The 23,796-nt window shown below is 56.0% G+C and carries 27 protein-coding genes and 2 pseudogenes; 16 read left to right on the top strand and 13 right to left on the bottom strand.

From position 1 onward, the window contains the following. Positions 1-153 precede the first annotated feature (153 nt). Positions 154-738, bottom strand: coding sequence for a DedA family protein (locus FIV03_RS30815; RefSeq protein ID WP_040450252.1), 585 nt, complete (start codon positions 736-738; stop codon positions 154-156). A 541-nt stretch (positions 739-1,279) separates the two neighbouring features. On the opposite strand from FIV03_RS30815, the gene FIV03_RS30810 reads away from it, so the two are divergent. Then, positions 1,280-1,897 (top strand): transglutaminase-like cysteine peptidase, encoded by a 618-nt coding sequence (locus tag FIV03_RS30810; RefSeq protein ID WP_008188219.1) that lies wholly within the window; start codon positions 1,280-1,282, stop codon positions 1,895-1,897. Between the two features lie 164 nt (positions 1,898-2,061). On the opposite strand, the gene phnE is transcribed toward FIV03_RS30810, so the two are convergent. The 4 genes from phnE to FIV03_RS30790 are packed head-to-tail and all read right to left on the bottom strand — an operon-like array spanning position 2,062 to position 6,282. Then, the gene (phnE, locus tag FIV03_RS30805; RefSeq protein ID WP_173014037.1) at positions 2,062-2,805 is read right to left on the bottom strand and encodes a phosphonate ABC transporter, permease protein PhnE; all 744 of its coding nucleotides are present in this window, start codon (positions 2,803-2,805) and stop codon (positions 2,062-2,064) included. Continuing rightward, positions 2,805-3,575, bottom strand: a complete 771-nt coding sequence (locus tag FIV03_RS30800) for an ATP-binding cassette domain-containing protein (RefSeq protein WP_077294817.1) — start codon at positions 3,573-3,575, stop codon at positions 2,805-2,807. Before FIV03_RS30800 ends, phnE begins: the two co-directional genes overlap by 1 nt. Then, complete coding sequence (locus FIV03_RS30795) at positions 3,572-4,429, bottom strand: phosphate/phosphite/phosphonate ABC transporter substrate-binding protein (protein WP_008188307.1); 858 nt, start codon at positions 4,427-4,429, stop codon at positions 3,572-3,574. Before FIV03_RS30795 ends, FIV03_RS30800 begins: the two co-directional genes overlap by 4 nt. Further along, entirely contained in the window at positions 4,429-6,282 is a 1,854-nt protein-coding gene (locus FIV03_RS30790) for a cytochrome c peroxidase (RefSeq protein ID WP_152512501.1), read from the bottom strand. The genes FIV03_RS30795 and FIV03_RS30790 overlap by 1 nt, the downstream gene beginning before the upstream one ends. Before the next feature lie 119 nt (positions 6,283-6,401). Here FIV03_RS30790 and mntR point away from each other — a divergent pair, with 119 nt between their 5' ends. From mntR to FIV03_RS30750, 8 genes are all read left to right on the top strand, one after another. Next, the gene (gene mntR, locus FIV03_RS30785; protein WP_062492097.1) at positions 6,402-6,857 is read left to right on the top strand and encodes a manganese-binding transcriptional regulator MntR; all 456 of its coding nucleotides are present in this window, start codon (positions 6,402-6,404) and stop codon (positions 6,855-6,857) included. A 369-nt stretch (positions 6,858-7,226) separates the two neighbouring features. Then, on the top strand, positions 7,227-7,616 hold the full coding sequence (locus tag FIV03_RS30780) for a hypothetical protein (RefSeq protein ID WP_209010120.1): 390 nt from the start codon (positions 7,227-7,229) through the stop codon (positions 7,614-7,616). 128 nt (positions 7,617-7,744) lie between these two features. Further along, positions 7,745-8,863: an IS110 family transposase gene (locus FIV03_RS30775; protein WP_152508068.1), complete on the top strand. Its 1,119-nt coding sequence runs from the start codon at positions 7,745-7,747 to the stop codon at positions 8,861-8,863. Between the two features lie 316 nt (positions 8,864-9,179). Further along, positions 9,180-9,617, top strand: a complete 438-nt coding sequence (locus FIV03_RS30770) for a transposase (protein WP_152508069.1) — start codon at positions 9,180-9,182, stop codon at positions 9,615-9,617. Beyond that, positions 9,614-9,961, top strand: a complete 348-nt coding sequence (tnpB, locus tag FIV03_RS30765) for an IS66 family insertion sequence element accessory protein TnpB (RefSeq protein ID WP_152508070.1) — start codon at positions 9,614-9,616, stop codon at positions 9,959-9,961. Before FIV03_RS30770 ends, tnpB begins: the two co-directional genes overlap by 4 nt. A 96-nt stretch (positions 9,962-10,057) precedes the next feature. Further along, positions 10,058-11,653: an IS66 family transposase gene (locus FIV03_RS30760; RefSeq protein WP_228866888.1), complete on the top strand. Its 1,596-nt coding sequence runs from the start codon at positions 10,058-10,060 to the stop codon at positions 11,651-11,653. After that, a complete protein-coding gene (locus FIV03_RS30755; RefSeq protein WP_152508072.1) occupies positions 11,650-12,294 on the top strand; it encodes a plasmid pRiA4b ORF-3 family protein in 645 nt (214 codons plus the stop codon). The genes FIV03_RS30760 and FIV03_RS30755 overlap by 4 nt, the downstream gene beginning before the upstream one ends. 45 nt (positions 12,295-12,339) lie before the next feature. Further along, positions 12,340-12,840, top strand: a complete 501-nt coding sequence (locus FIV03_RS30750; RefSeq protein WP_209171743.1) for a phosphatase PAP2 family protein — start codon at positions 12,340-12,342, stop codon at positions 12,838-12,840. 287 nt (positions 12,841-13,127) lie between these two features. On the opposite strand, the gene FIV03_RS30745 is transcribed toward FIV03_RS30750, so the two are convergent. Next, positions 13,128-15,131: a M23 family metallopeptidase gene (locus FIV03_RS30745; protein ID WP_062492224.1), complete on the bottom strand. Its 2,004-nt coding sequence runs from the start codon at positions 15,129-15,131 to the stop codon at positions 13,128-13,130. Between the two features lie 114 nt (positions 15,132-15,245). Further along, a complete protein-coding gene (locus tag FIV03_RS30740; protein WP_062492099.1) occupies positions 15,246-15,899 on the bottom strand; it encodes a thioredoxin domain-containing protein in 654 nt (217 codons plus the stop codon). A gap of 465 nt (positions 15,900-16,364) precedes the next feature. Between FIV03_RS30740 and FIV03_RS30735 the strand changes: the two genes are divergently transcribed. Then, on the top strand, positions 16,365-16,760 hold the full coding sequence (locus tag FIV03_RS30735; RefSeq protein WP_322853571.1) for a DUF1636 family protein: 396 nt from the start codon (positions 16,365-16,367) through the stop codon (positions 16,758-16,760). A gap of 2 nt (positions 16,761-16,762) precedes the next feature. Here the strand turns inward: FIV03_RS30735 and FIV03_RS30730 are convergent, their stop codons facing one another. The 5 genes and pseudogenes from FIV03_RS30730 to FIV03_RS30710 all read right to left on the bottom strand — a co-directional run. After that, the gene (locus FIV03_RS30730; protein ID WP_062492102.1) at positions 16,763-17,287 is read right to left on the bottom strand and encodes a hypothetical protein; all 525 of its coding nucleotides are present in this window, start codon (positions 17,285-17,287) and stop codon (positions 16,763-16,765) included. Positions 17,288-17,364: 77 nt separating this feature from the next. Then, a pseudogene (locus tag FIV03_RS30725) lies at positions 17,365-17,829 on the bottom strand (CbtA family protein); the annotation flags it as partial. 59 nt (positions 17,830-17,888) lie between these two features. After that, entirely contained in the window at positions 17,889-18,185 is a 297-nt protein-coding gene (locus FIV03_RS30720; RefSeq protein WP_062492104.1) for a conjugal transfer protein TrbD, read from the bottom strand. Continuing rightward, positions 18,178-18,537: a TrbC/VirB2 family protein gene (locus tag FIV03_RS30715; RefSeq protein ID WP_152508073.1), complete on the bottom strand. Its 360-nt coding sequence runs from the start codon at positions 18,535-18,537 to the stop codon at positions 18,178-18,180. Before FIV03_RS30715 ends, FIV03_RS30720 begins: the two co-directional genes overlap by 8 nt. Next, positions 18,527-18,928 (bottom strand): annotated as a pseudogene (locus tag FIV03_RS30710) (ATPase, T2SS/T4P/T4SS family); the annotation flags it as partial. The gene FIV03_RS30715 and the pseudogene FIV03_RS30710, both read right to left, overlap by 11 nt. Before the next feature lie 206 nt (positions 18,929-19,134). Between FIV03_RS30710 and FIV03_RS30705 the strand changes: the two are divergent. From FIV03_RS30705 to FIV03_RS30685, 5 genes are all read left to right on the top strand, one after another. Further along, the gene (locus FIV03_RS30705; protein WP_062492108.1) at positions 19,135-19,416 is read left to right on the top strand and encodes a hypothetical protein; all 282 of its coding nucleotides are present in this window, start codon (positions 19,135-19,137) and stop codon (positions 19,414-19,416) included. A gap of 389 nt (positions 19,417-19,805) precedes the next feature. Continuing rightward, positions 19,806-20,060, top strand: a complete 255-nt coding sequence (locus FIV03_RS30700; protein ID WP_062492109.1) for a type II toxin-antitoxin system Phd/YefM family antitoxin — start codon at positions 19,806-19,808, stop codon at positions 20,058-20,060. Then, positions 20,032-20,481 carry a hypothetical protein gene (locus FIV03_RS30695; protein WP_152512500.1) on the top strand — a complete coding sequence of 150 codons (450 nt, stop codon included), beginning with the start codon at positions 20,032-20,034 and terminating at the stop codon, positions 20,479-20,481. Before FIV03_RS30700 ends, FIV03_RS30695 begins: the two co-directional genes overlap by 29 nt. A gap of 14 nt (positions 20,482-20,495) precedes the next feature. Continuing rightward, positions 20,496-20,729: a hypothetical protein gene (locus FIV03_RS30690; RefSeq protein ID WP_152508075.1), complete on the top strand. Its 234-nt coding sequence runs from the start codon at positions 20,496-20,498 to the stop codon at positions 20,727-20,729. Beyond that, positions 20,730-21,176: a hypothetical protein gene (locus tag FIV03_RS30685; protein WP_152508076.1), complete on the top strand. Its 447-nt coding sequence runs from the start codon at positions 20,730-20,732 to the stop codon at positions 21,174-21,176. It abuts the gene before it with no gap. Between the two features lie 14 nt (positions 21,177-21,190). Here the strand turns inward: FIV03_RS30685 and FIV03_RS30680 are convergent, their stop codons facing one another. Beyond that, complete coding sequence (locus FIV03_RS30680; RefSeq protein ID WP_152508077.1) at positions 21,191-21,643, bottom strand: MucR family transcriptional regulator; 453 nt, start codon at positions 21,641-21,643, stop codon at positions 21,191-21,193. A gap of 639 nt (positions 21,644-22,282) precedes the next feature. On the opposite strand from FIV03_RS30680, the gene FIV03_RS30675 reads away from it, so the two are divergent. Continuing rightward, a complete protein-coding gene (locus tag FIV03_RS30675; RefSeq protein WP_152512499.1) occupies positions 22,283-23,533 on the top strand; it encodes an IS110 family transposase in 1,251 nt (416 codons plus the stop codon). The last annotated feature ends 263 nt before the right edge of the window (positions 23,534-23,796 follow it).

Raw genomic sequence — 23,796 nt, 5'->3', positions numbered from 1 at the left:
GAGCTGTGTTCATTATTCGATTTCCGCGCTGTACGAATTCGTCGAGAGCTTTTGGCTCTCTCGCAACTCAGAAAGAACAGAGCTGTTACATATACAAGCACAGTAGCTGCACATTTAATTATCGGGAAAAGTGGTTATTATTTGTTTTTGACACTAGGGGGTTCGTAATCCCTTTTGCGCACTCGTCAAATTATTGCGATAGACAAGCCACACCAAACTTGCGAATACCCCTAGCGCGACAACGCTAAGCCAGCCCCAGTTACGTTCTACAGTCTCTACTATCGCAACACCAAACACATATCCAAACGCAACTAGCAACATGGTCCACAAGGCAGCAGATCCTGCGTTGAAAACAGTGAAACGCAACCAGGACATATTGCTTAACCCGACCGGAAATGCGCCGATCGTTCGCATACCTTTTGGATATCGGTACAAAAAAATGTATTTGGCTCCGTGCCTCGCAAGCAAGCCTTCAGCTCGTTTGACAATCACACCTAATCTTGGCAGCCGGCTTGTCAAATAGTCACCATATCGCCGCGCAAGATAAAACCGTGCTTCATCTCCTAAGTATCCGCCAAGAAAGGATGCCGCAGATACTGCAAATATCGAAAGATCACCAGTGCTGGCAAAGATAGCAGCAAACAGCGGCAGAGCCCCACTTTTCATCGCACAATAGAAAAAAAGTATCCCGTATACCAAGTACGAATTTAATCTGATCCATTCTTCAAGCGCGTCCATCGACAATACCCAGCCAACATATCGGTACTGTACCTACGACGTTGGAACTGTGTTGGATTGTTTTTCCAAGGTAGCAGTGAGAGGCTTTCTGCGAGGGCCGTCTTTTTCGGCCGTAAGGCCATTCTCAAAAAGGTTGAATTGTCACGAGCGGGATCAGGCCGCCTGTAGTTGTTGGACGTATGCTGTGGAACCTCGGTTGGTCGCGGCGATCCAATCAATGGGTTGCTCTGCCTCCAAAAAACTTTCCGAAATATTCACCTGAATTGCCTTCTGGATTTCTTTTTAAACTCTCGATTGTCAGGGGGCACGCCAAATCCTCCTTTATTTAATTCAAGGACCATCAACGGAAGAAATGTAAGCATATCAGTCGGTTGCAGGAAAAAGATAAAATTTTAGACAAGTCTAATTAGATTTATAGTAAAAAGCAATTCAAATATTTGTATATATTTCTTTTTATTTGATTTAATACTTACCGCGAAGCTTTTATTCAAATAAAATTCAAGATGACATCGTGAGGCCAGCCTTAAGGGAGGGCTTTGGGATGAAAAGACTACAAAATATACTTCTGCCAACAACTTTTCTGGCATTGTTGGTAACTTCTTCCGCGTCTGCGTCAGCCGATACCGGGCGCTTTATGGACATGAACCAAGACGTAAAAGCACCCATCGGATACGTACAGTTTTGCCAAGACAACATTGGTGCTTGTTCAAATGAACGCTATGAGCCGGTCGTCGTAAAATTGACGGAAGAAAGATGGCAGGAATTGCTCGCGATTAACACGGATGTAAATCGTCGTGTTCGGCCAATGACCGATGACGATCTCTATGGCAAACCAGAGTATTGGACCTACCCAGACGGCGGATATGGAGATTGTGAGGAATATGTCCTTGAAAAGCAACGAGAGCTTCTAAATGCGGGATGGCCGCGCAGCACTCTGCTAATCACCGTCGCAAAGGACCTCCAGAATGGTGGTCATGCTGTGCTGACAGTCCGCACAGACTACGGAGACATGATATTGGACAACCAAGCTGAAACAGTTCTGCCTTGGTATTCGACGCCGTACCGATACATTAAACGTCAATCTCCGTATTCCGCCGCGCTTTGGACCGGGATTGACGACGCCCGCGTGACCACTGTTGCCAGCGTACCAAGGAAGTAACGGTTTACTCTAGACGTCCAGGAGCCTTCCTTTGGGACTGCGGTCTTAGTTGATGCGCAGAACAGTGAGGAATGAGCCCGCTGATTAGGCTTCGGAATTAATTGCGTTCTTAAGGCCGCAGCTTCTTTGGACATCATGATAAGTTCGAAAAGCTGCACATCTAATCAGGAGAAGCGTTTCTGCAAAGCGGTGTTCACGGCTTCTGATAGCAGCACGAGAACAATGATCGCCAGCGTCACTGTCGCGGCCTTGTCGTACTGAAACGAGCGGACGTAGGTCTGAACATAAAGGCCGATGCCGCCCGCGCCGACGATGCCGAGAATCAGGCTCTCGCGCAAATTCAGTTCGAACCGGAAGACGGTATCGCGCAGGACCACCGGCGCCATTTGCGGCCAGATCCCCCAGCGCAATTGCTGCAATCTGTTGGCGCCCGCGCTTTCCAGTGCCTTCACGGGCTCAGGCGAGACGGTATCGATCGCCTCGGCGTAGAATTTCGCCAGCATACCCGTCGCGTGAAATGTCACTGCCAGGATACCGGGCAACGGTCCAAGGCCGACTGCACCGACCATCAGCATGGCAACCAGGATCAGCGGAATTGCCCGCACGATCGCAAGCAGCGATCGGACGGGCCGCCAGATTGCCGGCGGAACCAGTGTTTCCGCTGCCAAAATGCCAAGAACGACGGAAAACAGGACGGCGAAGAAAGTTCCCAGAATGGCAATGCGCAGGGTCTCCGCCAGACCTTGCAAAACTTCCGGCCAAATGGACATGTCTGGCGGCAGCATCCGGCCGAAAAATTCGCCCAGGCGCGCCTTTGCGCCGGGGAGCTTTTCCAATCCCATATCTGCGCTTCCCAGTGACCACAAGATGGCAGCGGCCAGCACAAGCCAGGTCACGGTGCGCGACATCAACTCACCACACGCAGTTCGGCGCTCGGAGACGCGCCATGATAAAGCTCCGAAATATCGGCAGCGCTTACCTGCCCCGAAGGCCGGTCGAAGAGCAGTTTGCCGTCGCGCAGGCCGATGATGCGATCGGCGAAACGCTGTGACAGCTCCGGCTGATGCGAGCTGAAGACGACGGTGATGCCGCGTTTGCGGGCAGCACCTGTAATCAGGCCGAGAATTTTCTCGGCATTGGCCGGGTCGAGATTGCTGACCGGTTCGTCTGCCAGGATCAGTTTCGGTTCCTGGGCCAGACACCGGGCGATGGCGGTGCGTTGCCGTTGTCCGCCGGAGAGTTTGTCCGCGCGGCGCGCGGCCAGATCGGTCAATCCGGTATCCTCCAGAACACCGGAGACGACAAGGTGATCGCGTTCACCGAAGCGGCTCCAGAGCGATTGCCAGGTCCGCATCCGGCCAAGCCTTCCGTTCATCACGTTCTGGTAAACGCTCAACCGGTCAACCAGCGCGAATTCCTGGAAAATGAAGCCTACCTCCGATCTTGCATCTCTCGGGGGACGTGCTGTCGCCGAGTAAGGTGTCTCCAGAACTTCTGCCGTACCGCGCCAGTTCCGCAACCGCCCGTCGAGAAGTGCCAGCAGGGTTGACTTTCCCGCCCCTGACGGCCCCAGAAACGCAACGGTCTCTCCTTCCTTCAGGGTCAGGGAGATATTCGACAGGGCTGGATGCTCATCGAACTGATGCGTAACATCGCAAAGGGCGGCGGCAACACTCATTTCAGGAAACCATAGCGCCGCGCGGTTTCGCGAACGCCTTCATAGACCTCCGGGTCAGCGGTAACATAGCCGTCCGGGCCGTAGAGATAGGCCAGCAGATAGCGGTTTTCCGGATCGTTCAGGCTAAGCATCACGTTAACGAACCTTGTCTGCAATCCGGCATCGAGACCGGGGCGTGCAATGACCGCATGACTCGGGATCTGTTCCGATTCCGCCAGAACCCTGACTTCTGCCTGCTGGTCCGGCGTTAAAAAGAGATCCGCATATTGGCTCGCTCCGGCGGCATCGACCAGTCCGTTAGCCATGGCCTGCATCGCCTGCTGGTATCCGCCTGCGAAGAATTTCCGGCCGAAAAAGCTGTCGGCGTCATCAGTTCCGGAGATCAGGCCTTCGCGGACAAACAGATCCAGTGGATAAATATAACCGGATTCCGATACAGGGTCTGCGAAGGCAATGTCACGCCCCTTGAGATCGGCAAGGGTTTCAATGCCGCTGTCCTTGCGGACGAAGACCCGTCCGGAGTAGCTGGGCTGACCCCGATAGACTTCCGACAAAAGCGGTACGGCTCCGAGCTGATCTTCCGCGAGAACAAATGGTAGGGCGCCCATGAAGGAAATGTCGGCATCGCCGTTTCGAAGCGCTTCGACTGCGGCTGCATGGTCAAAAGTGACGAAACCGATGACGGGGACACCCATGTGCTCCGACAGCCAGCCGGTGATGACTTTGATATCTCCCAGAAGCTTTTCCGGGTTCTCCTGCGGAATGAAGGCCAAGGTCAGGCCCTCCTCGGCAGCGAGAGCCGGCAGGACGAAGCTGGCGGAGGCAGCGGCCAGGAACGTGCGGCGGTTCAGCATCAAAACATCCTCTCGTCAATTGCGGCCTGCATGGTATTGAACTTTTGCCATTGCTGTTCCGCCTCGCCCCAGTCTCCTTCAGCGCTGGCATCGCCCACGGCCCTCAGGATAGCGCTGAGTTCATAGATTTCGGGTTTTGCCGCCTGATTGGTCATCACGCTGGCGTCGGCTGCAAGATCCGGCGCAACCGTGTCGATGAGCAACGCGATATTCTGGGCATCACGGGCGGGCAGAAGTGTGTCCAGGGTCGACGCGAAGGTGGTCAGCTCTTCCCAGGACAGGCGGAAGACACTGTCACGGCCTTCAAAGCGCTGATAGGGCTCTTCGCCATCGCCGATGGCTTCCAGATACGCCGTCAGGTCTGCTCGTTGCTCTTCGTCCAACCCAAGATTCCTGGTGTCGTTGAACCAATCCACAACGCTGGCCAGCGTCGGCAGCGAACCGTCATGCATATAGGGGGCGGTGAAGTTAATGTTGCGCAGCGTTGGCGTTTCGAAGGCTGTGGCCGTGCCTCCGGGGAAAGGCCGCTCTGAGCTCCCGATATCGTGTGTCAGTCCATCCGTGAAGTTCTGATCCGGCGTGTGGCAGGACGCGCAGGACTTGCCGTTCAGTCCTGGAAAATCAGTATTGAAGATGGCTTCACCCTGCTTTGCCGCGTCGGAGGCCTTGTCGGTCAGCCGGCCTGCCCGGTCGATTTTCGGGTTCGGCAGCCAGTCGAACTCACGGACATAGGCGACTAGCGCATCAAGCTGGAACGGGGTCGGCTCCTTGCCGGCAAATTCGGTAACGATCACGTTGCGGATGAAGCGGCGCAGACTGGGTTCGCGTCCGTCACGGCCATAAGGCGCGGTGAACCGTATACCGCGCATCGACGGCGTATCGAGGTGATCGTCCTTCCGGTCATTGAACATCGGATTGAAGAAAGCACCGTCGACATCCATCCCCCCGGGGCGATAGCTGAGGCCCGGAATGAAGAACTCCCTGTTGATGTCAGATCTGTTATGGCAGGTGGAACAGGCAATCCCAAGTTCCTGCGCCGGACCGCCGAAGATCTCAGGACTGTCAAACAGCATGTCGCCATAAGCGACAAGCGGCAGGTTGGCTTCGTCTTCACCGGCTTCCTCGAATTGAAGAATAAGGCGCGGCAGCTCGCTTTGATCGGCGATGTTTGATCCCGGAGGCAATGTTGCGGGCAGTTTCACTTCCGGTCCAGAAAGGAAAACCGTTTCCGGAACAGGAGCCAGCTTGTCACGAGTTGCAAATTCTGCCGGCAAGTAGTTGGTACGAATGTAATCGGAAACATCTTTGCGGGCGTTTGCGAATTCTGACTTGTTGCTTTCCTGTCCGCCTTGGCCCAGAACGCCGCCACTGCCTAGGGACGAGTTCAGGATGAGCCATGCCCTGCCAAGCTGGCGAGCGGCAGGCTCATCGACGGTGCGAATAGCATCTTCAAAGGCGCGGTAAAGCGTTTCGGCCTTGGCCAACTCAGTGGCTGCTTCCGGAGTTCCGAGCCCGGCATCCGCATTTTCCAGGTGACGCAGTATCCCCTGAGCAACGATGACCGTTGCCGCTTCAAACAGCGCCTGCCTGTCCTGCACCTGAAGAGCACTGTTAAGAGCAGCGGCTTCCTCGTCACTTGCCCGGGAAACCGCGGCATCCGGAAGTGAGCTGCCTGGAACGGCACGGTTCCAGCTGGCTTCGATTTTCTCCCAGGGGACTGGGGAAAGGTTTCCCAGAAACAAGGTGTGCCGATAGGCGGCTGCACGTGGAGCCCAGAGGGCTTCTTTGATTGCGGTGGCTTGCGCGATGACCGGAACAAGGCAGATCACCGCGCTGGCAAGGAGAGTTTTCATAGCTACGCCTATTAAGTTTAGCTCTGGCAAATTTTCTTAGGGTAATCTAACACATTGTCAAGTGGCAAATTTCGCGGCATACACAATCACAATGAAAACAAAGAGGATGTGTTCCATTCATGACCGGTCCTTCACCCAAGGTGTCCGATAGAAGTGTCGATGAACAGGCCAGCGGGTTCGAGGCTGTGCGCACCGCGCACCAGAGTGAAATGGTCGAGGACTATGTGGAACTCATCGCGGAACTGATTCACCTGAACGGGTCTGCGCGTCCGGTCGAAATTGCCGAGCGGCTCGGTGTTGCGCAGCCGACGGTATCGAAAAATCTTGCTAGGCTGAAGCGAGAAGGACTTATCCTTCAGGAGCGCTACCGCGATATCCGCTTGACCGAGGCGGGCCGCCAACTGGCGGAAGCCTGCCGCAAGCGGCACAGGATTGTCGTCGATTTCCTGATTACACTAGGAATTTCCGCGGAAGTGGCCGAGCAAGACGCGGAAGGTATCGAGCATCATGTCAGCGAAGAGACGCTGAAAGTGTTTCAGGATTTCGTGAAAAGAAACGCGTCCGGCGCCGACTGAGCACCGCTCGAGTTGGCGGCAACTTTTCGTCAAATCAATCTTCTAAACCCAGCAAAGAGCATATTGAGTGGAATGGGACCAACCTGTGCACTCAACGCGAAGCCGCAAAACTAAATGAAACCCCGCTGTGGGTCGTGCAGCGACTTATCCTTGATCGGCCAGAAACTCTAATCGCAAGTTGTACAGCTGGCGAAGCAAGATCAGCTCCAAGGAAGAAGGCCAGCGCGAGCAATCGACCTTCGAATGAACCGGATTTAGGCATCCAACAACAGGTTGACGGTTAACCCAGAACGTTGGCTTGAACACGTCTCCGGTTTGTTCGAGCTGGCGGCATTTTGACACCTGTGAAACACCTCGGACACCTTCTAGATGCTCAGGATCAGTCCTCGAAATTCGTTCAAAATGGCGGCGATGAAGAACAAAGTTCCTAATGAAAACGGCCGGAAGCCGATTCTAAAAAAGCTGACCGACTCCTGTGTTTCACATCCGATGATTTCGGTCGGGTTGTATGTCTGTGCCGTGTCGCTGTTTTTCTTTATCTTTCCCGGTGCCGATATTTGGTCGACCGGATTGTTTTATTCAGAAGTTTTCGGTTTCTGGGCGAAGAACATGGCGTTTCTCAGAGACGTAAGGTATCTCGGCATATTTCTCGTTCAGGTGGTTGCGACTACTTGTGTTGCTGTGTTCGTTCTGAAGTTGCTTATCCCCGATCGTCCACCGCTCAGTACCCCTCCGGTGAAGGCCGTCTTGCTGGCGTAGGCTGAAGACTGCCAGTCCTAGTGATAGCACTAGACCGTATGTTCGTTGGCGAGGGCCGCTTACCCACGCTGTAGATTGTGTGGGCTCTGGAATTGGCCAGGGCGACCTACCGACCAGCGAGGGAAGACATGACAAACGAGCACGCAGCTTTCATCGGCCTAGACACATCAAAGTTGAAGATTTCGGTGGCGATTGCCGACGGCGAGCGCAATGGCGAGGTACGGTTTCTGGGCGACATATCCTCGGAACCATCTTCGGTAGCAGCAATGGTCAAGAAATTGGCTAAGCGTGGGGCAAAGCTCCACTTCTGCTATGAAGCCGGCCCTACCGGGTATGGGCTCTATAGGCAAATCGTTGAATTGGGTCACGAATGCAGTGTTGTCGCGCCGTCATTGGTACCAAAGCGTGCCGGTGATCGCGTAAAAACCAATCGTCGCGATGCTATCAGTCTTGCGAGGCTCCATCGAGCTGGCGAGTTGACACCTGTCTGGGTGCCGGATGAAGCGCATGAAGCAGTTCGCGACCTCGTCCGTGCCCGCGACGCGGCTTTCGAGGCACAAAAACAGGCGCGACAACAACTCAATTCGTTCTTACTCCGCCATGGCCGATACTATGCAGGACGGAAAGCCTGGACCCGCGCGCATGGACGGTGGCTGGCATCTCAAGCGTTCGATCATCCCGCGCATCAAATATTGCTCGCCGAATATTGTCAGACCGTTGAGGACGCCGGAGTTCGTCTTGATCGACTGAACAAACTGATTGGAGAAACTTCTTCCTCGTGGTCAATGGCCCCAGTGGTCGCCGCGTACCAGGCGATGCGCGGGGTGGCGTTCATGACAGCCGTTACGTTGGTGGTCGAAATTGGAGATGTCCGTCGGTTCGACAGCCCACGGCAGTTGATGGCTTATCTCGGACTCGTCCCTACAGAAAGTTCAACGGGCGATCGCGTCAGACGCGGAGGGATCACTAAAGCAGGCAATGCTCGGGCGCGCCGAGCGCTGATTGAGGGGGCCTGGACATACCGTTATCCAGCACGGATCAGCCCCACAATCAGCGCGAGACTGGCAGGCCTGCCGAAGTCGGTCTGCGTGATTGCTTGGAAAGGGCAAGTGAGGCTGTGCACTCGATATCGAAGACTGATAAGTGCCGGCAAGGCCAAGACAGTCGCCGTGACAGCCATCGCGCGAGAAATGGCCGCCTTCATATGGGCGATCGGGCAAGAAGTAGAGCCCCTCAGTAAACCTTGAAACAGGCCTGCTGCACGTCCGATCAGGTCCTCTTGGAAAACATTATCTGTTGATCAAAGTTGGAGGCAGGGCCGCGGTGGGGAACCCTCGATACTCCTATGTGGCAGATTTATTCTACGCCCGACACTAGACCGAGGCAGCCCCAGACGAACAAACGGAAATGCGGTAATCAACCCGCGAATAAGAGTATGCCAACCGTCGTCGAAATGCCTTGCCTCCTGCTTTGTTCAACGGTGTTGATTAGCCGCATCCGCCTCAAGGCGGCGGGGAAGTTGTGTCTCCACCTCTTGTAAACGAACATAAGAGGAGTAGTCATATGACCAATCAGCATATTGAGGTGATCACGTCGGTGGAGCGCCGCCGGCGGTGGTCGCAGGAAGATAAGGAGCGGCTTGTCGCGGCGTGCCTTGAACCTGGAGCAAGCGTGTCGGAGATTGCCCGGGCGGCGGGTTGCCACGTGAGCCAGTTATTTAGGTGGCGCAAACAACTCTGCACGATCTCCGACGGTCGGGCGTCGACGGACCGTGCAACACCCGCACCTTCGCCTGCTCCGCAATTTATCCCGGTGACAATTTCCGATGCGCGGTCTCTGTTGGCTCCGGATCAGTCGCCGGAACCGACACCGCCGCAACGTGCGCGTCGCAAGCCGAGCGTTGTAACGATCGATCTGGGCCGGGGTAAACGGGTCCGGGTCGACAGTGATATCGACACGGAAGCTCTGGGACGCATTCTCGATCTCCTGGAGCGGCGATGATCCCGGTCCCGAGCGGTGTGAAGGTCTGGCTCGCGACAGGCCATACGGATATGCGCAGAGGCTTTCCCGGCCTGTCGCTGATGGTTCAGGAGACACTGAGGCATGATCCTATGAGCGGCCACCTGTTTGTCTTCCGCGGCCGGAGCGGCGGCTTGATCAAGGTGATCTGGCACGATGGACAAGGGGCCTGCCTGTTCACGAAGAAGCTGGAACGCGGCCGGTTCATCTGGCCATCGGCGACGGACGGCACGGTGTCCATCACCCCGGCCCAACTCGGATATCTGCTGGAAGGCATCGATTGGCGGATGCCGCAAAAAACCTGGCGGCCGAGCTCGGCCGGATAGTGGAAAGCGCTGGCGTGGTGGGTACGAATGTGATTCCATCCAGCCATGCTCGATGCGGCCGAAGACCTTCCCGACGACCTTGCCAGTGCACACGCGATGATCCTCGCAGAGCGTGCGGCTCGCCGTGAAGCTGAGGCACTCGCCACCCGTGCGCAGGCGGTGAACTCGCACTCGGAAGTCCTGATCGCCCGGCTGAAGCTGGAGATCGAGAAGCTCAAGCGGGAGATCCACGGACACCGTTCTGAGCGCAAGGCCCGTCTTCTGGAACAGTTGGAATTACAGCTCGAAGAGCTGGAGGCCGATGCAGCCCAGGACGAGCTGGCGGCTGAGGTCTCGGCGCGAACATCGACCATCAAAGCGTTTGAACGCCGACGTCCGTCAAAGAAACCGTTTCCGGAGCATCTGCCGCGCGAGCGTGTTGTTGTCGCCGCACCGGAGAGTTGCCCGTGCTGCGGGTCCGCAAAGCTGGCGAAGCTCGGTGAGGATGTCACCGAGACGCTGGAAGTGATCCCGCGCCAGTGGAAGGTGATCCAGACCGTGCGGGAGAAGTTCACCTGCCGGGAGTGCGAGAAGATCACCCAGCCACCGGCTCCGTTCCATGTGACGCCGCGCGGCTTTGCCGGTCCGAACCTCCTGGCGATGATCTTGTTTGAGAAGTTTGCACAGCATCAGCCGCTGAACCGGCAAAGTGAGCGTTATTGGCGCGAGGGCATCGATCTCAGCCTGTCGACGCTGGCCGACCAGGTCGGCGCCTGCGCGGGGGCACTCAAGCCGATCCATTCGCTGATCGAAGCGCATGTGCTGAGTGCCGAGAGGTTGCACGGCGACGACACCACCGTGCCGATCCTGGCCAAGGGCAAGGCCGATACCGGCCGCATCTGGACCTATGTCCGCGACGATCGCCCATTCGGCGGCCCGAATGCCAAAGGGACGGCTCCGCCGGCAGCCCTTTATTATGCCTCTCGCAACCGGCGCCAGGAACATCCCGAGCGCCATCTGAAGAGCTTCACCGGTATTCTGCAAGCTGACGCCTACAGCGGCTACAATCCGCTGTTCAAGGTGGACCGTGATCCTGGTCCGCTGACCCAGGCGCTGTGTTGGTCACATGCGCGCCGCAAGTTCTTCGTGCTTGCCGATATCGCCGCCAACGCCAGGCGCAGGAAGAACGCTGCACCGATCTCACCGATAGCGCTGGAGGCGGTCAAGCGCATCGATGCCCTGTTCGACATCGAGCGCGAGATCAACGGGCTCAACGCAGGCGAACGCCTGGAGCGGCGGCGCGGGGACAGCGTTCCGCTTGCTGAAGGTCTTGAGGAATGGCTGCGGTCTGAGCGGAGCAAGCTGTCGCGCAGCTCCTCGGTTGCCGAGGCAATTGATTACATACTCAAGCGTTGGGACGGCTTCACCACCTTCCTTCACGACGGCCGGATCTGCCTGACGAACAATGCGGCCGAACGGGCCTTGCGAGGCTTTGCCCTCGGAAGGAAGTCATGGCTGTTCGCGGGATCGGATCGCGGTGCCGACCGCGCCGCCTTCATGGCGACGCTGCTCAACACGGCAAAGCTCAACGATGTCGACCCGCAAGCCTGGCTTGCCGATGTCCTCGGCCGCATCGCCGAAACGCCCGTATCCCAGGTCGAGGAACTGCTACCCTGGAACTGGCAGACGAAATCTGCGAGATCGGCGGCATGAGCAAATCACCAAAAACCGCCGCATCCGACAGCATAAACGAGATCGCAACGGTCCGCATCGAATTGCAGGACACCGATCCCCTGATCTGGCGCGAGGTCGAAGTGCCGACCTCAATCACCCTGAAAGTGCTGCACGACGTTATCCAGGCCGTGATGGGCTGGTTCGACCACCATCTCTGGGAGTTCACCGTCGACAAGCAAAGATACGGCCTGCCGATGGACGAAAATTGGGGAACGGAGCCACGCAGGGAGGCGGCCACGGTGCGTCTGCGCGACATACTGAAGCCTCGCAAGACGACGATCAATTACCTCTATGACTTCGGTGACAGCTGGGAGCATCGGCTCACGGTGACCGACGTCCGGAGCGGCAATCCGGCGACCCCCTATCCGTGCTATGTCGGCGGCGGTAGAAACGCACCACCAGAGGATTGCGGCGGAATTCCTGGCTTCTATGGCATGCTTGACGCGCTGGCCGATCCGAGCCATCCCAATCACGCCGACGCAACTGAATGGGCCGACGAGTACGACCCGGACACCATCGACGAACTTCCGATCAAATATGCGCTTTTGCGCATCGCAAACCGCCGCAATGCCGCCAAAGTGCGATTGACAAAGAATACCCGCTCGAAATCCGACAATTGATCAAACCGCCATCGCCGCGGTGTTCACCGGACGGTTACACCGCTCATGCCACTCCGCCAACCCTTGTTTCTGCTGTCGACTCTGGTTCTTGGCCCCGGCGTGCTCGTAAATTTGATCTTGAAGGACAATTGGGGTCGCCCGAGACCGCAACATGTGGCTGAGTTCGGCGGAGACCTACCCTATCAAACTGTCTGGAAAGTCACTGACTATTGTGACCGAAACTGTTCTTTCGTCTCTGGAGAAGCGTCTTCCGCCATTTGGTTGACTTCAGTCGCCTTTCTAGTTCCCGCTACGTGGCGCAAAGCGATGCTGCTATTGGTGCTGCCGCTTTGCTTCATCCTGTCATCCAACAGAATCGCATTCGGCGGTCACTTCCTTTCTGACACATTAATTTCCTGGGGCGTAACGCTGCTACTCATTCTCGCAGTCTTTCATCTGTTCTTTCAAAGAACGCGGCCGATTGTGAGTGATCGTTCGTTGGACGAATGGATGACAGCTCTTGGAAGATTTCTGCAACTGAGTTTTCAAAGACTAAGGCGACGGTAAGCACAGTTTTATGGAACGGCCTTTCGTTTCCCCGAGTTTGATCCTATGGGCGCTGATTTCATGCCGGAGGAGATTTGCAGCCAAAGACTTCCGATATTATGCACTGCGGCAAACGACGCGGCAGAAGGATATTTTGGATCTGGCTAACAAGCACTCAGTATACGTGTTGCAGACCCGGCTGGCTTTACCGGCGGCACGGTTCCAAATGGTAACGCACACTTGCGGTGGCCTTAGTGTAATGAAAAGGATCGAACAACCTCTAAGAAACACCTCTTTTTAGTTCAACATCAGATTGCTTGATTGAACGCTTCCTCATTGTAGTCATGTTGCAAAATTCGGGGCCTACGGGCGTCACGTAATAAGTTGTCGAGCGCACTTCGTTCGGACTCAAATCTTTCACGCATTTCTCTATCGAGCACGCGTCCTTCTGGAAGCCTGGCTCGCATTGGATCCAAAGGTTGGCCATTAGCTAGCATCTCGAAGTGAAGGTGAGGTCCTGTTGAAAGTCCAGTCGAGCCAACATAGCCGATGATCTGTCCCTGTTTGACGCGAACACCTTCCTTTATGCCTTTGGCAAATCCGGTCTGATGATTGTAGGTGGTCGTGTATCCATTGGTGTGTTGAAGTTCAATTCGCTTCCCATAGCCGGAACTCCAACCTGCCTTTATCACGGTACCATCTCCAGCTGCCATGATCGGTGTCCCGCGCGGAGCAGACCAGTCCACTCCCTTATGCATTCTTGAATATTTGTAGACGGGATGCCGACGCATGCCGAAGCCGGATCGGAACCTGCCACCATCAATCGGTTTCCTGATCAGGAACTTCTCTGCGCTTTGGCCGAACGCATCGTAAAAGTCAGTAGCTCCATCGTCAGGCGTCCGGAAACGGTAAAATTCCAGCGTTGTCTTGCCATTGCTCAGCGCAGCAAAGTGGATCTCAGATCCGAAGTTACGGTCATCTCTGGAATATAGAAGCTCTATGGTAGCACCAGGCCTAGTCGAGGCATTGAAATCGATGCTAAAGGAAAACATGCGAACAAGTTCATTTACAATGTTTTTTGGTATGTCTTGCTCAAGTGCAGTTTGATAAAGACTATCGTATAGCGCTGGCGTTGGCCCGCTATGGGAGACACGATCCGCGTCAGCAAAGGCTGCTGCTGGAAAGGTGCTAGGCGGCCGGGCTTTGATGTAATCGCCGCCGTCTGATTGGGCAACGGTCGCTTCGTGTTTCGTATCGCTATACAGACTGATGCGCACGGGCAGCTTTCGCTCCGGATCGTCCTGTGAGGGCGCGTACGCTATTCGGAGTCGTTGTCCGTCTTCAAGTTTGGAGATTCCATACAATCGCTGAAACGCAAGTGTGATCGATGCAGCTTCTACTTCTGGAACCTGCTGATTTAGGAGGGTCCCCGTAAGGTTTTGCCCCTGAGCCACTGGCACAATGCTTTCATCCATTCCGGCTAACCGAATATCGTCATCGCGTTTTGACACGAAAGAAACGTTTTCCGGCGTTATCCGAACCGCATAGCGCTCCAAATCTGGCTGAAGCGCCAAATTGAAGTCGAAACGCCCAGGATCAATCACTGCTTCATAACCCATGTTAGTTGCATCCACCGAACGGGTCCGGATAAATTTGCGAACTTTCAATTCAATTTCCGATTCTGACAACGTCTTGTCCAAATCGAAATCCGTGTTCGATGATGGAAATGGTGTAAGGCTTATACTGACATCATTGGCCAATTTCGCACCGTACAGCGAGTCGGCAAGAAGAGAAGTTGCAACTCCCTCGGTTGCCCCTGTCGCTTCTTTCTCCGCACTCCTAGAAAATATGTTCAGCGTACTGAAGGCCGGAATTTGAGATGCAAGCGACGGGTCTTTCTTGGTAGCAAGCGTAGCGCTGATGAAAATATGTGGTTGAGCGCGAATGTTATCTCTGTCGCCCTCACGGGAGACAATATTCACATCTATTAATTGCTTGCTGGAATATTCAGTCGCCGATCGCAGAACCCTGTCTTCTTTGCTGTAACCGTTGTTCGAGATCGACAACTCATTCAATAAAGCACTCGAGGATTTCGCCCTTTCAACTTCGTATTGGCCGTCAAAGGCAGCGAATAGCGCGCCGCCCATCAAGAACAGGGATGTGACACCAGTGAGTGCTGAACCAGCGAACCAGCGCAGTGAAACCCCTCGCCGGTCCGGCATGCCATACAACCCTTCGTAACCAAGCAGCGGCGGTTCTTGACCGAGTTCGATTTTTGAGGACTGGGCGTTTGGGGTAGCGCCAAAGTGCATTGCAATCTGTCCGATGTTAGGCAACTAATCTGCGGATCAAATTCGTTTGTGCAGCGCGATGCCATTAGATTGCCATCGCCCCTCAAACAGATCCTGTTCCCTGTTTGCTGTTGGTTACTTCCGCGAAGCGGCCACCTCTTCGTTCACCAAAGCCCTCAGTTCCGCCTCGCCAAACGAATTGACGGACCGGCCGTTAACGAAAAACGTGGGCGTCTGGGTTACGCCTAAGACTTCAGCATCGGCGCGGTCCTGGTTAATCGTTGCAGCTATAATGGGTTCCAGCATCTGAGTTCGCGCAGCTTCTGGATCGAGGCCGGCCTCCGTTGATATCTGAATGATGAGTTCTTGTTCTGGCGCTCCGTCTTTGGCCCATCTTTTCTGGTCGCGCAAAAGTGCCTCTAACACGGGTTGAAACACCCCTTGTTTCCGCGCAACTTCCAGTACTCGGATCGCTTCCACTGATCCCTTGCCTTCAAAGGCCACGTAGCGAATCGCCAGGCGCACTGTATCGCCATACTCAGCCATGATATCCCTAACAACCGGATAAATCTTGCGACAGGCTTCGCAAGTAGGATCAAAAAACTCGACGATAGTAACAGGTGCGTCCTCAGGCCCAATAATGGGCGAATGAGGCCTCAACACCGCCAGTGTCTGTTCGGTTGGAATCGCTGCTCTCATAAACATCGGACGAACGAAAAACCAGGCCGCAACGCTGAGCAGTATCAGCCCAAATACAGCCACTGAGAGAACAATTGATTTGTTGTTCATTTGCGGGAAACCTTCAGAGATGAGGCCGGCAGATTTGGCTCAAGTACTATTGCCAGCCTTGCTAGCATTGAGATTATGGTTCTGAAGATCTTTTGGTCGTGCTGTTCCAGAGCAAAATGAGGCCAGTGATGACGCTTAGTCGCTAGATCGTCTGTAGGAACTTGACAGTCATCCCTAACTGCTACTTTCAGAGCAGTTGCTTCCGGCAGGCAACTTTTGGATACATAGGCCGGATCATGGAACAATAGCCAGAGCGCGCGCGCAGGCCCGTCGAGGTCAGCAGAATGGGCAAACTTATAGCCGTTACCTGTAGCCGGGTATTTACGAGATTGCGATTTGGCCAAAAGATGTGCCTGAGTCGGATTTCTTAATTCGTCAGGCGTATACACCCTCTAGCCACTATAGATTCAAGTGATTTCTCAATTGGAAGAATAAATTTGTCGAACACAATACGACTTAATCCGAATGACAAAAAATGTGTTGCTTTGTACGCTTTCGCAGTGCTGTGCCACCACTGCCGGCAAAGGTGACCGAATGAACCGTATTATCGTTTGCAGTACATGCAAAAGCGACCCTCCGCCAGATCTGGATGCATTGCGTCGATCATTGAACGAGGCAGGAATGGCAATGGAAGTTACACAGATTGAATGCATGGGGGCCTGCGAGCAGCCAATTACGGTTGCGTTTCAGGGAGTTGGTAGAGCGGCATACCTTTTTTCCGGTGTTATCTTTCCGGACGACATTGCCGATATCGTCTCGACGGCCGGAAACTTTCTGGCAGCGGACAAAGGCTGGATCGAAGACGCCCGACCATGTGGACGTCTCCGGTTCTGCCTCAGAGCGCGCATTCCGGCGCTATAAGCCTATTTCACGTTCACAGTTACCGCAGCCTTGAGCGGTTCCGTCTCGACAGCAAGCATTCGGTGATCGTTGGAATTGAGCGTAACCTCAACCGTCGCATCACCTTTTGGAAGAGTCGGCAGGTGGAGCCATGCACTGTAGTGCCGCGCGACTTTCACGCCATTTACATATACGTGAGCATGGCCCTCGCCCAACACATGATCCAAGCCAGCCCGCTCGGGCGCAAAGGTGAAATTTTCTGTCATGATATGGAGATTGTAGCCGCTAACCGGATCCTGCGAGACACTGATTTTCAAGGACGGTGCATCGGGACCGCCAGGTACTGAGGTGGTCCTGTTGTGGTCGTGGCCAGCGGTTTGGCCGGAATGATTAGTTCTGAGCTGCACTGATGTGGTCTGCATCTGGTGATCGCTGGCTGATGAGTGGTCGTGACCGTCAAGTGCGACACCATTGCTTGCGGCAACAACAAAGCCGATGCCTCCGCCAAAGACCAGCCCGATGGCGAAGAGTGCGAGAGAGCGTTCCATGGGGTTTCAGGTTTCCTTAAAAAGAAACCGGGCAAAACGAGATGTTTCGCCCGGTCGGTTATGATTTAGATTCCGGATCAGGCCGCCTGCGTTGCGCCGACCCTCGCCCTCTCGCGCTGCCAGAAAAAACCTGCAAAACAACCAAGCAGAAGCCAGGCTGCCATTCCGACGCCAAAGGCACGGCTGGCAAACATTGCCCCGATCTCGGTCGGAACTGGGCCGGTGAAGGTGTCCGGCTCTGGCGCGCCGATCACGTGTGGTGCCAGCAGCAGCATTGCTGCTGCGCCCCAGGCCACCCAGTTACGGCCGAATGCGATCAGCCACAATCCGGCGCCTGCGGTAAGGACGGTGGCCCACCACCAAATCTGCCGGGCAAAAACATCCGCCGCCGCGACGCCGGGCACTTCGGGAGCTAGGCTGAATCCGGGCGCGAAGTGGAACGCGACGAACCCTGCAACGCCCCAGAGCAGGCCGTTGCGACCCGTTATAACCGCACCGCGCATTTCGGCAATTGCCATGCCGGCGAGCAGAATGAAGGCATAAGGGAGCAGGTCGGAAAAGGATGGCGCGACGTGCCGGAATCTTTTGAGGGCAACCATGTTCAGTATTTCCGCCAGGGCGTGGATGTCGGCCGGTAGTAGGCGCGGTATTTGACGTGCCGCAGATAGACAGCGCGCATCAGAGGGTCTGCCTTGGCCATCATCCGCAGCACGCCAACGACCACGATCCAGATCGCCACGCCGAGCACAGCGGCATAGGGCTTCAGGATCACGAAAATCAGAATGACCGAGGCAAGACCGGTCACGAGCACCAGCTCCCGGTCTGCTCCGAACAACAGTGTCGGGCGTGAAAGAGCGCGGTGAACCCGCGCTCTGTTGAGGCCCGGCGCATCAGTCACGAGCCGGTTCCACGATTGCCGTGTTCCCTTCCGGAGCAATTCCGATGGAGGCGCCGGAGGATCCGAACAGGCCGACGATGGTGGACGCGCCGAGCAGCACGCCGAGAACTAGAACGACGTAGGCGAGACGACGGGCAAAGTCGTTAAGTTCGCCGCCGAAGATCAACATTGCGCCGGCGATCGCAACCGCGATCAGGCCAACGGCGCCAGCGACAGGACCGTTGATAGACGCCTGGATCTGTTGAAGCGGACCTTCCCAGGGAAGCGAACCGCCGCCGGAGGCAAAGGCTGGTTCGATGACGAATAGTCCGGCCCCGACCAGGGTCAGAAAAGTCAAGAAATTACGCGACATGAAGGGTCCCTTGTCTGTCGTTGGAATTTTTGTTGAGGAACTGAGATGCAACGGCTGAGCGGACGTCATACGTGCCGTCCCGAAAGCCGGACACAGTCACGATGTCCCGAACGATGCGCCCGTGTTCGGGGGAGCGCTCGATCGAGACGATGAGGTCAACCGCTTCTGCGATGACTTGGGGCATCGGCTGCTGAGACACTTCCGCGATCAACTGTTCGAGGCGCGTCAGTGCGGTGAAGGCGTTGTCGGAGTGAACCGTGGCGATGCCGCCCGGGTGGCCCGTATTCCATGCCTTGAGCAGCGTCAGCGCCGCACCATCGCGAACTTCGCCGACAATGATCCTGTCGGGACGCAAGCGCATGGTCGATTTCAAAAGCCGCTGCATGTCCAGCCTTCGCCCAGAAAGCCCTCAAAGATAAGGATTGGCTGCCCGAACCGATCCGCTGCGGCATGCCCACACATGAGCAGCAAACCGACGACGACATGGGCAACGTCGAAACTCTTCCCGTGGCGGCTGAATAATCAGCCGTCGCCGGTCGCGGGCCTCTCCTCCCGCGACCGGCTTCCCTTTCCAACGAAAGCTCACGGGACAGGATCATGCTTCAGCTTGAACTCTTCCAGCGCACAGACAAAGGACAGCCCGGAGCCACATGGTGGGCCGGGCGTTGGCAGTGCCGGAACATGAACGGATGGTTTCAGGATCGCGAAGACGGGAAAGGCCCGTGGTGCTTTGTGGTCTATGCACTCGGGGATTCCGATTGCGTCGTTTACCGCCTTGATGAAGCCGGAGTCCTCTGCCACGCCCGAACGCCCATCGATCAGCAGGACCGCATCATCATCGACGGGCGCAAATATGGCCGTCGTAATTGGCGCCACTAACCAGGTCGGCGCGGCGGGGGCCGATTGCCAGCCGCATCGAGCGGCCGGCAATCGGTTCTGTTTAGCGGCAAGCCCGTGCGGGCTTTCTTCCCTGCTCTGACGAATGGCCTTAAAGCCATTCTTAAGTTGTTTGGACGACAATCAACACAACAATAAAGCCTGATTTTCCTCGAAAAATCATCAGTCCCCGCTAAGCCTCCGGAACGCCCGGAGGCTTTTTGTTTCCGCCCTGTGCTTCAGTGTTGTACCGGTATGGCGTTGTCTGGCGGGAAATCAACGCCATGCCCTCAAACATAGAGCTGATTCATATCTGCACGACTGTGCCTCACATCTTGAAATTCCAGAATATCCATATTATCAATAAAATTTGGATTTTAAGGGAGTTTCCGATGCGAACTTTCACGACCGCCGATCTCAACAAACACGTCGGCGACGTAACTGATGCAGCCAGGCGGGAACCCGTCTGCATCACCCATCACCGCAAACCGAGATTCGTTCTCATGGCATTCGAAGATTATGAGCGTTTGCAGGGCACCAAGGATCCCCGCAAAGCCGTGACGCTGGAGACGATGCCTGCCGACGTCGAGGACGGGCTTCTGGCCTTGGCAGACCAATATGAGCAAGGAACAGGCGCAGATGATTGATCCGGAAACTGGTCTGGTCATCTCCTATAGCTTCCTTTGGTCAAGAGAAAACGCAAAAGGCGAGGAACAAGGCCGAAAGGCACGGCCGGCATGCGTTGTCGTTCCATTGACGTCCAAAAGTGGCGACGTGGTTTTGTTTCCCCTCACAACGAAAGATCCAGGCGTCGGCCGCTTGTGCTTGCGCGTTCCGGAAACCGAACGCAAACGCCTGAAGCTCAAGGGTGACGCCCCCTGCTGGATCCTCCTTGATGAAGCCAATACGGACATTCTGCCCGGATCTTTTCATGTTGAGCCGATCAGCTATGATCCGCTGACGATATCCTATGGAAAATTCAGCCACGCCTTCGTTGGGCAGATCTTGAGAAAACTCGCCGAGGCGATCCGCGCTAAGCGGCTCCAATTCGTTCAACGCGAACGATAATTGGAGGGTCTGTCGTGCCGGAACGGTCCATTTACGCCCAGATCGATGAAATCCGCGATGTTCTTGAAAAGCGCGAACAACGGTTTTCGAGCCTGCGCGGCCATATGGCCAGCGAGGAGGAGGAACACATTCTCCGGCTCAAATGCGCCCTCCGGACTCTCGAATGGGTCCGGGACCATAAGGATGAACTTCGAACGCTTGCCGGGGAGCTCAGATCTCTGACTGGCCTGACGAGCAGCGACAGCTAGATGGGCGGCCTACAATTTGAATTGTCACAGAAACAAAAAGAGAACATTCTATGTGATCGATCCATCACGCGACCGAGCAACCGATTAATGGCTGAATACCGCAGAAAGTGGGCAAGCGTCGATCAGCTTGCTCGCATGATCCTGGAACAAGCTATCGGCAAACAGAAACCAGTACTGCTTTCCCCGGAAACCGCCGTTTTGGTTGCCGATCGCATGCTCATTACCGATTCCGACCCATTCGTTCGAGGCTTGCATTTCCGGGTCGAAACCTGGGACCGCGAAGGAAAACAGCCACTTGAGCTTCTGGTCGCGACGCAAAAGATATCAATTGGACACGACGCTTTCCGAACGGTGATGAGCGACAGTCCCAAGGATCGGACACTATTGCGGCATGGAATTCGAGTCTTGCGGGACAGCGCCAGCGAACCCAAAACCGACAGCGATTGAAGCCGACTGGATCCTCAAGACTTGGAACGGGGCTTTCTTGTCTTCCGCGCACCCTTCTGACCTAGGCCCATCTTTCTCGCAAGCTCGGATCGGGCAGCCGCATAACTCGGCGCGACCATCGGATAGTCCGTCGGCAAGTCCCACTTTGCTCGATACTCTTCCGGCGTCAGGTCGTAGTGGGTCCGCAGATGCCGCTTCAGGGATTTGAACTTCTTGCCGTCTTCCAGGCAGATAATGTGATCGTTGGTCACGGACTTTTTGATCGGAACCGCAGGTTTCAGCTCTTCAACAACAGGCTCCGAAGCTTCTTGAACGGTGGATGACAGCGCCGCGTGAACGGTTGCGATCAGCGCCGGCAGATCGCCCGAGGCGACCGTATTGTTGCTCACATAGGCCGAAACTATGTCCGCCGTCAGATCAACGAAATCAGGCTCAAGAGAGATGTCGTTTTGAGCAGCTTCGGACATAAGAATTCCTTTTCGCCAATTACCTAAATGTAAGTGAAGAACCGTTCTTAGGCTCGTTATACTACTAAGTAAATAGGTTCGGGCGGCACCCTTTGGGCACGGCTCTAGTCGCTGCGCTCCCCGAGCCAGGCGCAAGCGCCCGTCTCGGCCATCCGGTGACGATCCTCCCACCTCCGGGCGTCGCCCTGCGCACTCCGCTTGCCATCCTCAAATAGGCCGCCCTGCAGGCGGTCATCACACCCCTGCCGGGAGAGGGGAAACGCCGCTCCCCCTCCCCCACCAAGGGCAAAAATCGGTCTCCCCATCCTTCCTCACTCACGCAGCCGGCACGCCGGCGTCGCTCCCTCGTGCAGGACCAGGCGCAGATCCGCGTGCCGGCCGGGCCCGCGGATCCACACCTGGCCGTCCCGGTGGGCGATCCCTGTTCCAATCAAAACGCTCCTCGCGGGGTGGTATAGATCGACCTGCGGGCCAGTCCTTCGGGAGTAACCTGGTGATACTGCGCCGCGAGCGCCTAGAGGGGACAAGTGCCCCGTTGGATTGGCCGCGATCGACGCCCCGTGGGGAGTTGCGCCTTCGAGCGCCAGAACAGGTCCGGCGAGGTTCGCGGCCGCCCGTTCGAGCTACGAAGGAGAATTCATGGAAAATACGATTGCAGCGTATGTGGGCGTGGATTGGGCTTCGGCGACCCACTATGCCTATGCCCTCGATGTAGACGGGGAGAAGTTAGGTCATCGTGCATTCTCGCACGGTGGTGACGGGCTTGCGGAACTTGCCTCCTGGATAAGATCGGTCACAGGTCAGGAACCGGAGAATGTCGCCGTCGGTATAGAAGTGCCCCATGGGCCGGTCGTTGAACATCTTATGGACGCTGGCTTCCTGGTGCATGCCATCAATCCGAAACAGCTCGACCGGCTCCGTGACCGCTTCACCGTGGCAGGAGCCAAGGATGATCGTTTGGATGCCTACGTTTTGGCTGACTCTTTGCGAACTGACGCGCGGTTTTACCGCTTCCTGAGGCCTGTTCATCCAACGGTCATTGAACTTCGGGAATGGTCTCGGATGGTTGAGGATCTTTCGGCTGAGCGGAACCGGCTGGCCAACCGGTTTCGTCATCAACTCTGGCGCTACTACCCGCAAGTAATTGAGTTGTCGGAAGATTGGGCGCGAGGTTGGGTCTTGGACTTGTGGGAACTTGTGCCGACGCCAGCGAAAGCGCGGAACGTTCGGCAGGCCACGATCGCACGACTGTTAAAAAGGTGCCGGGTCAGAAAATGGACGGCGGATACCCTGCTTGCTCACCTTCGTTCGACACCAATCTCCGTCGCACCTGGGGTTACGGAGGCCTGCGTCGCCCATTGCGAAGTCATCCTTGCCCGTCTTCGGCTGGTAATGCAGCAAATGAAGATCGGCATGAAGCACCTTGAACGTCTGTGTGCCGCGGTTGCCGAGTTACCCTCGACCGAGCCAACAGACCCGGATACGCGTTGTGATCCGGAGATATTGAGATCTCTGCCTGGCATCGGGCCAATCGTCCTGGCGGCATTGCTTTCAGAAGCGCCTGAAGCTGTTCGCCGACGGGATGCCAACGTTCTTCGAGCCCTGTCGGGTGTAGCGCCGGTGACCCGGCGTAGCGGGAAACAATATATTGTCGCGATGCGCCAGTCCTGCCCGCATAGGCTTCGAACGGCTGTATTCCATTGGGCACGAATAGCTGTGCTGCACGATTTCCATTCCCGGAACCGGTACAGTGACATGCGCAAACGAGGGCATTCTCATGCTCGCGCTCTACGTTCGGTCGGTAGTCGTCTGATAGGCGTCGCCTGCGCCATGCTGGAAAGCGGAGAGCTGTTCGACAAGGATAGAAAGCCACAGGTCCTGGCTGCATAGGTGATTGCCGGACGAGCGCGAAGCCCCAAATAGCGAAGAGCCCGGCCGGCGATGCGGCGCAACGCGCCGCCAACAATGGAATCGCGTGCAAAGCACGCTCCACATCTTCCTTCGAAAACGCTTAGGGCTCCGCCCTCGGCGCGCTTCAAGGTGCCTTCCGCCCAGCTTCCTACGCGCGTTCCACGCTTCGTGCAGCAGGGTCCCCGCGAAGGACCTCTCCGCTTGCACACCCGCTGCTCGCCGCGAGGCAAGGGTTGCAGCGC

The sequence above is a fragment of the Labrenzia sp. THAF187b genome (assembly GCF_009363375.1).
In the GTDB taxonomy this organism is placed as follows: domain Bacteria; phylum Pseudomonadota; class Alphaproteobacteria; order Rhizobiales; family Stappiaceae; genus Roseibium; species Roseibium algicola.
The sequence above is the reverse complement of the archived record's forward strand: the minus strand, read 5'-3'. Positions and strand labels throughout refer to the sequence as shown.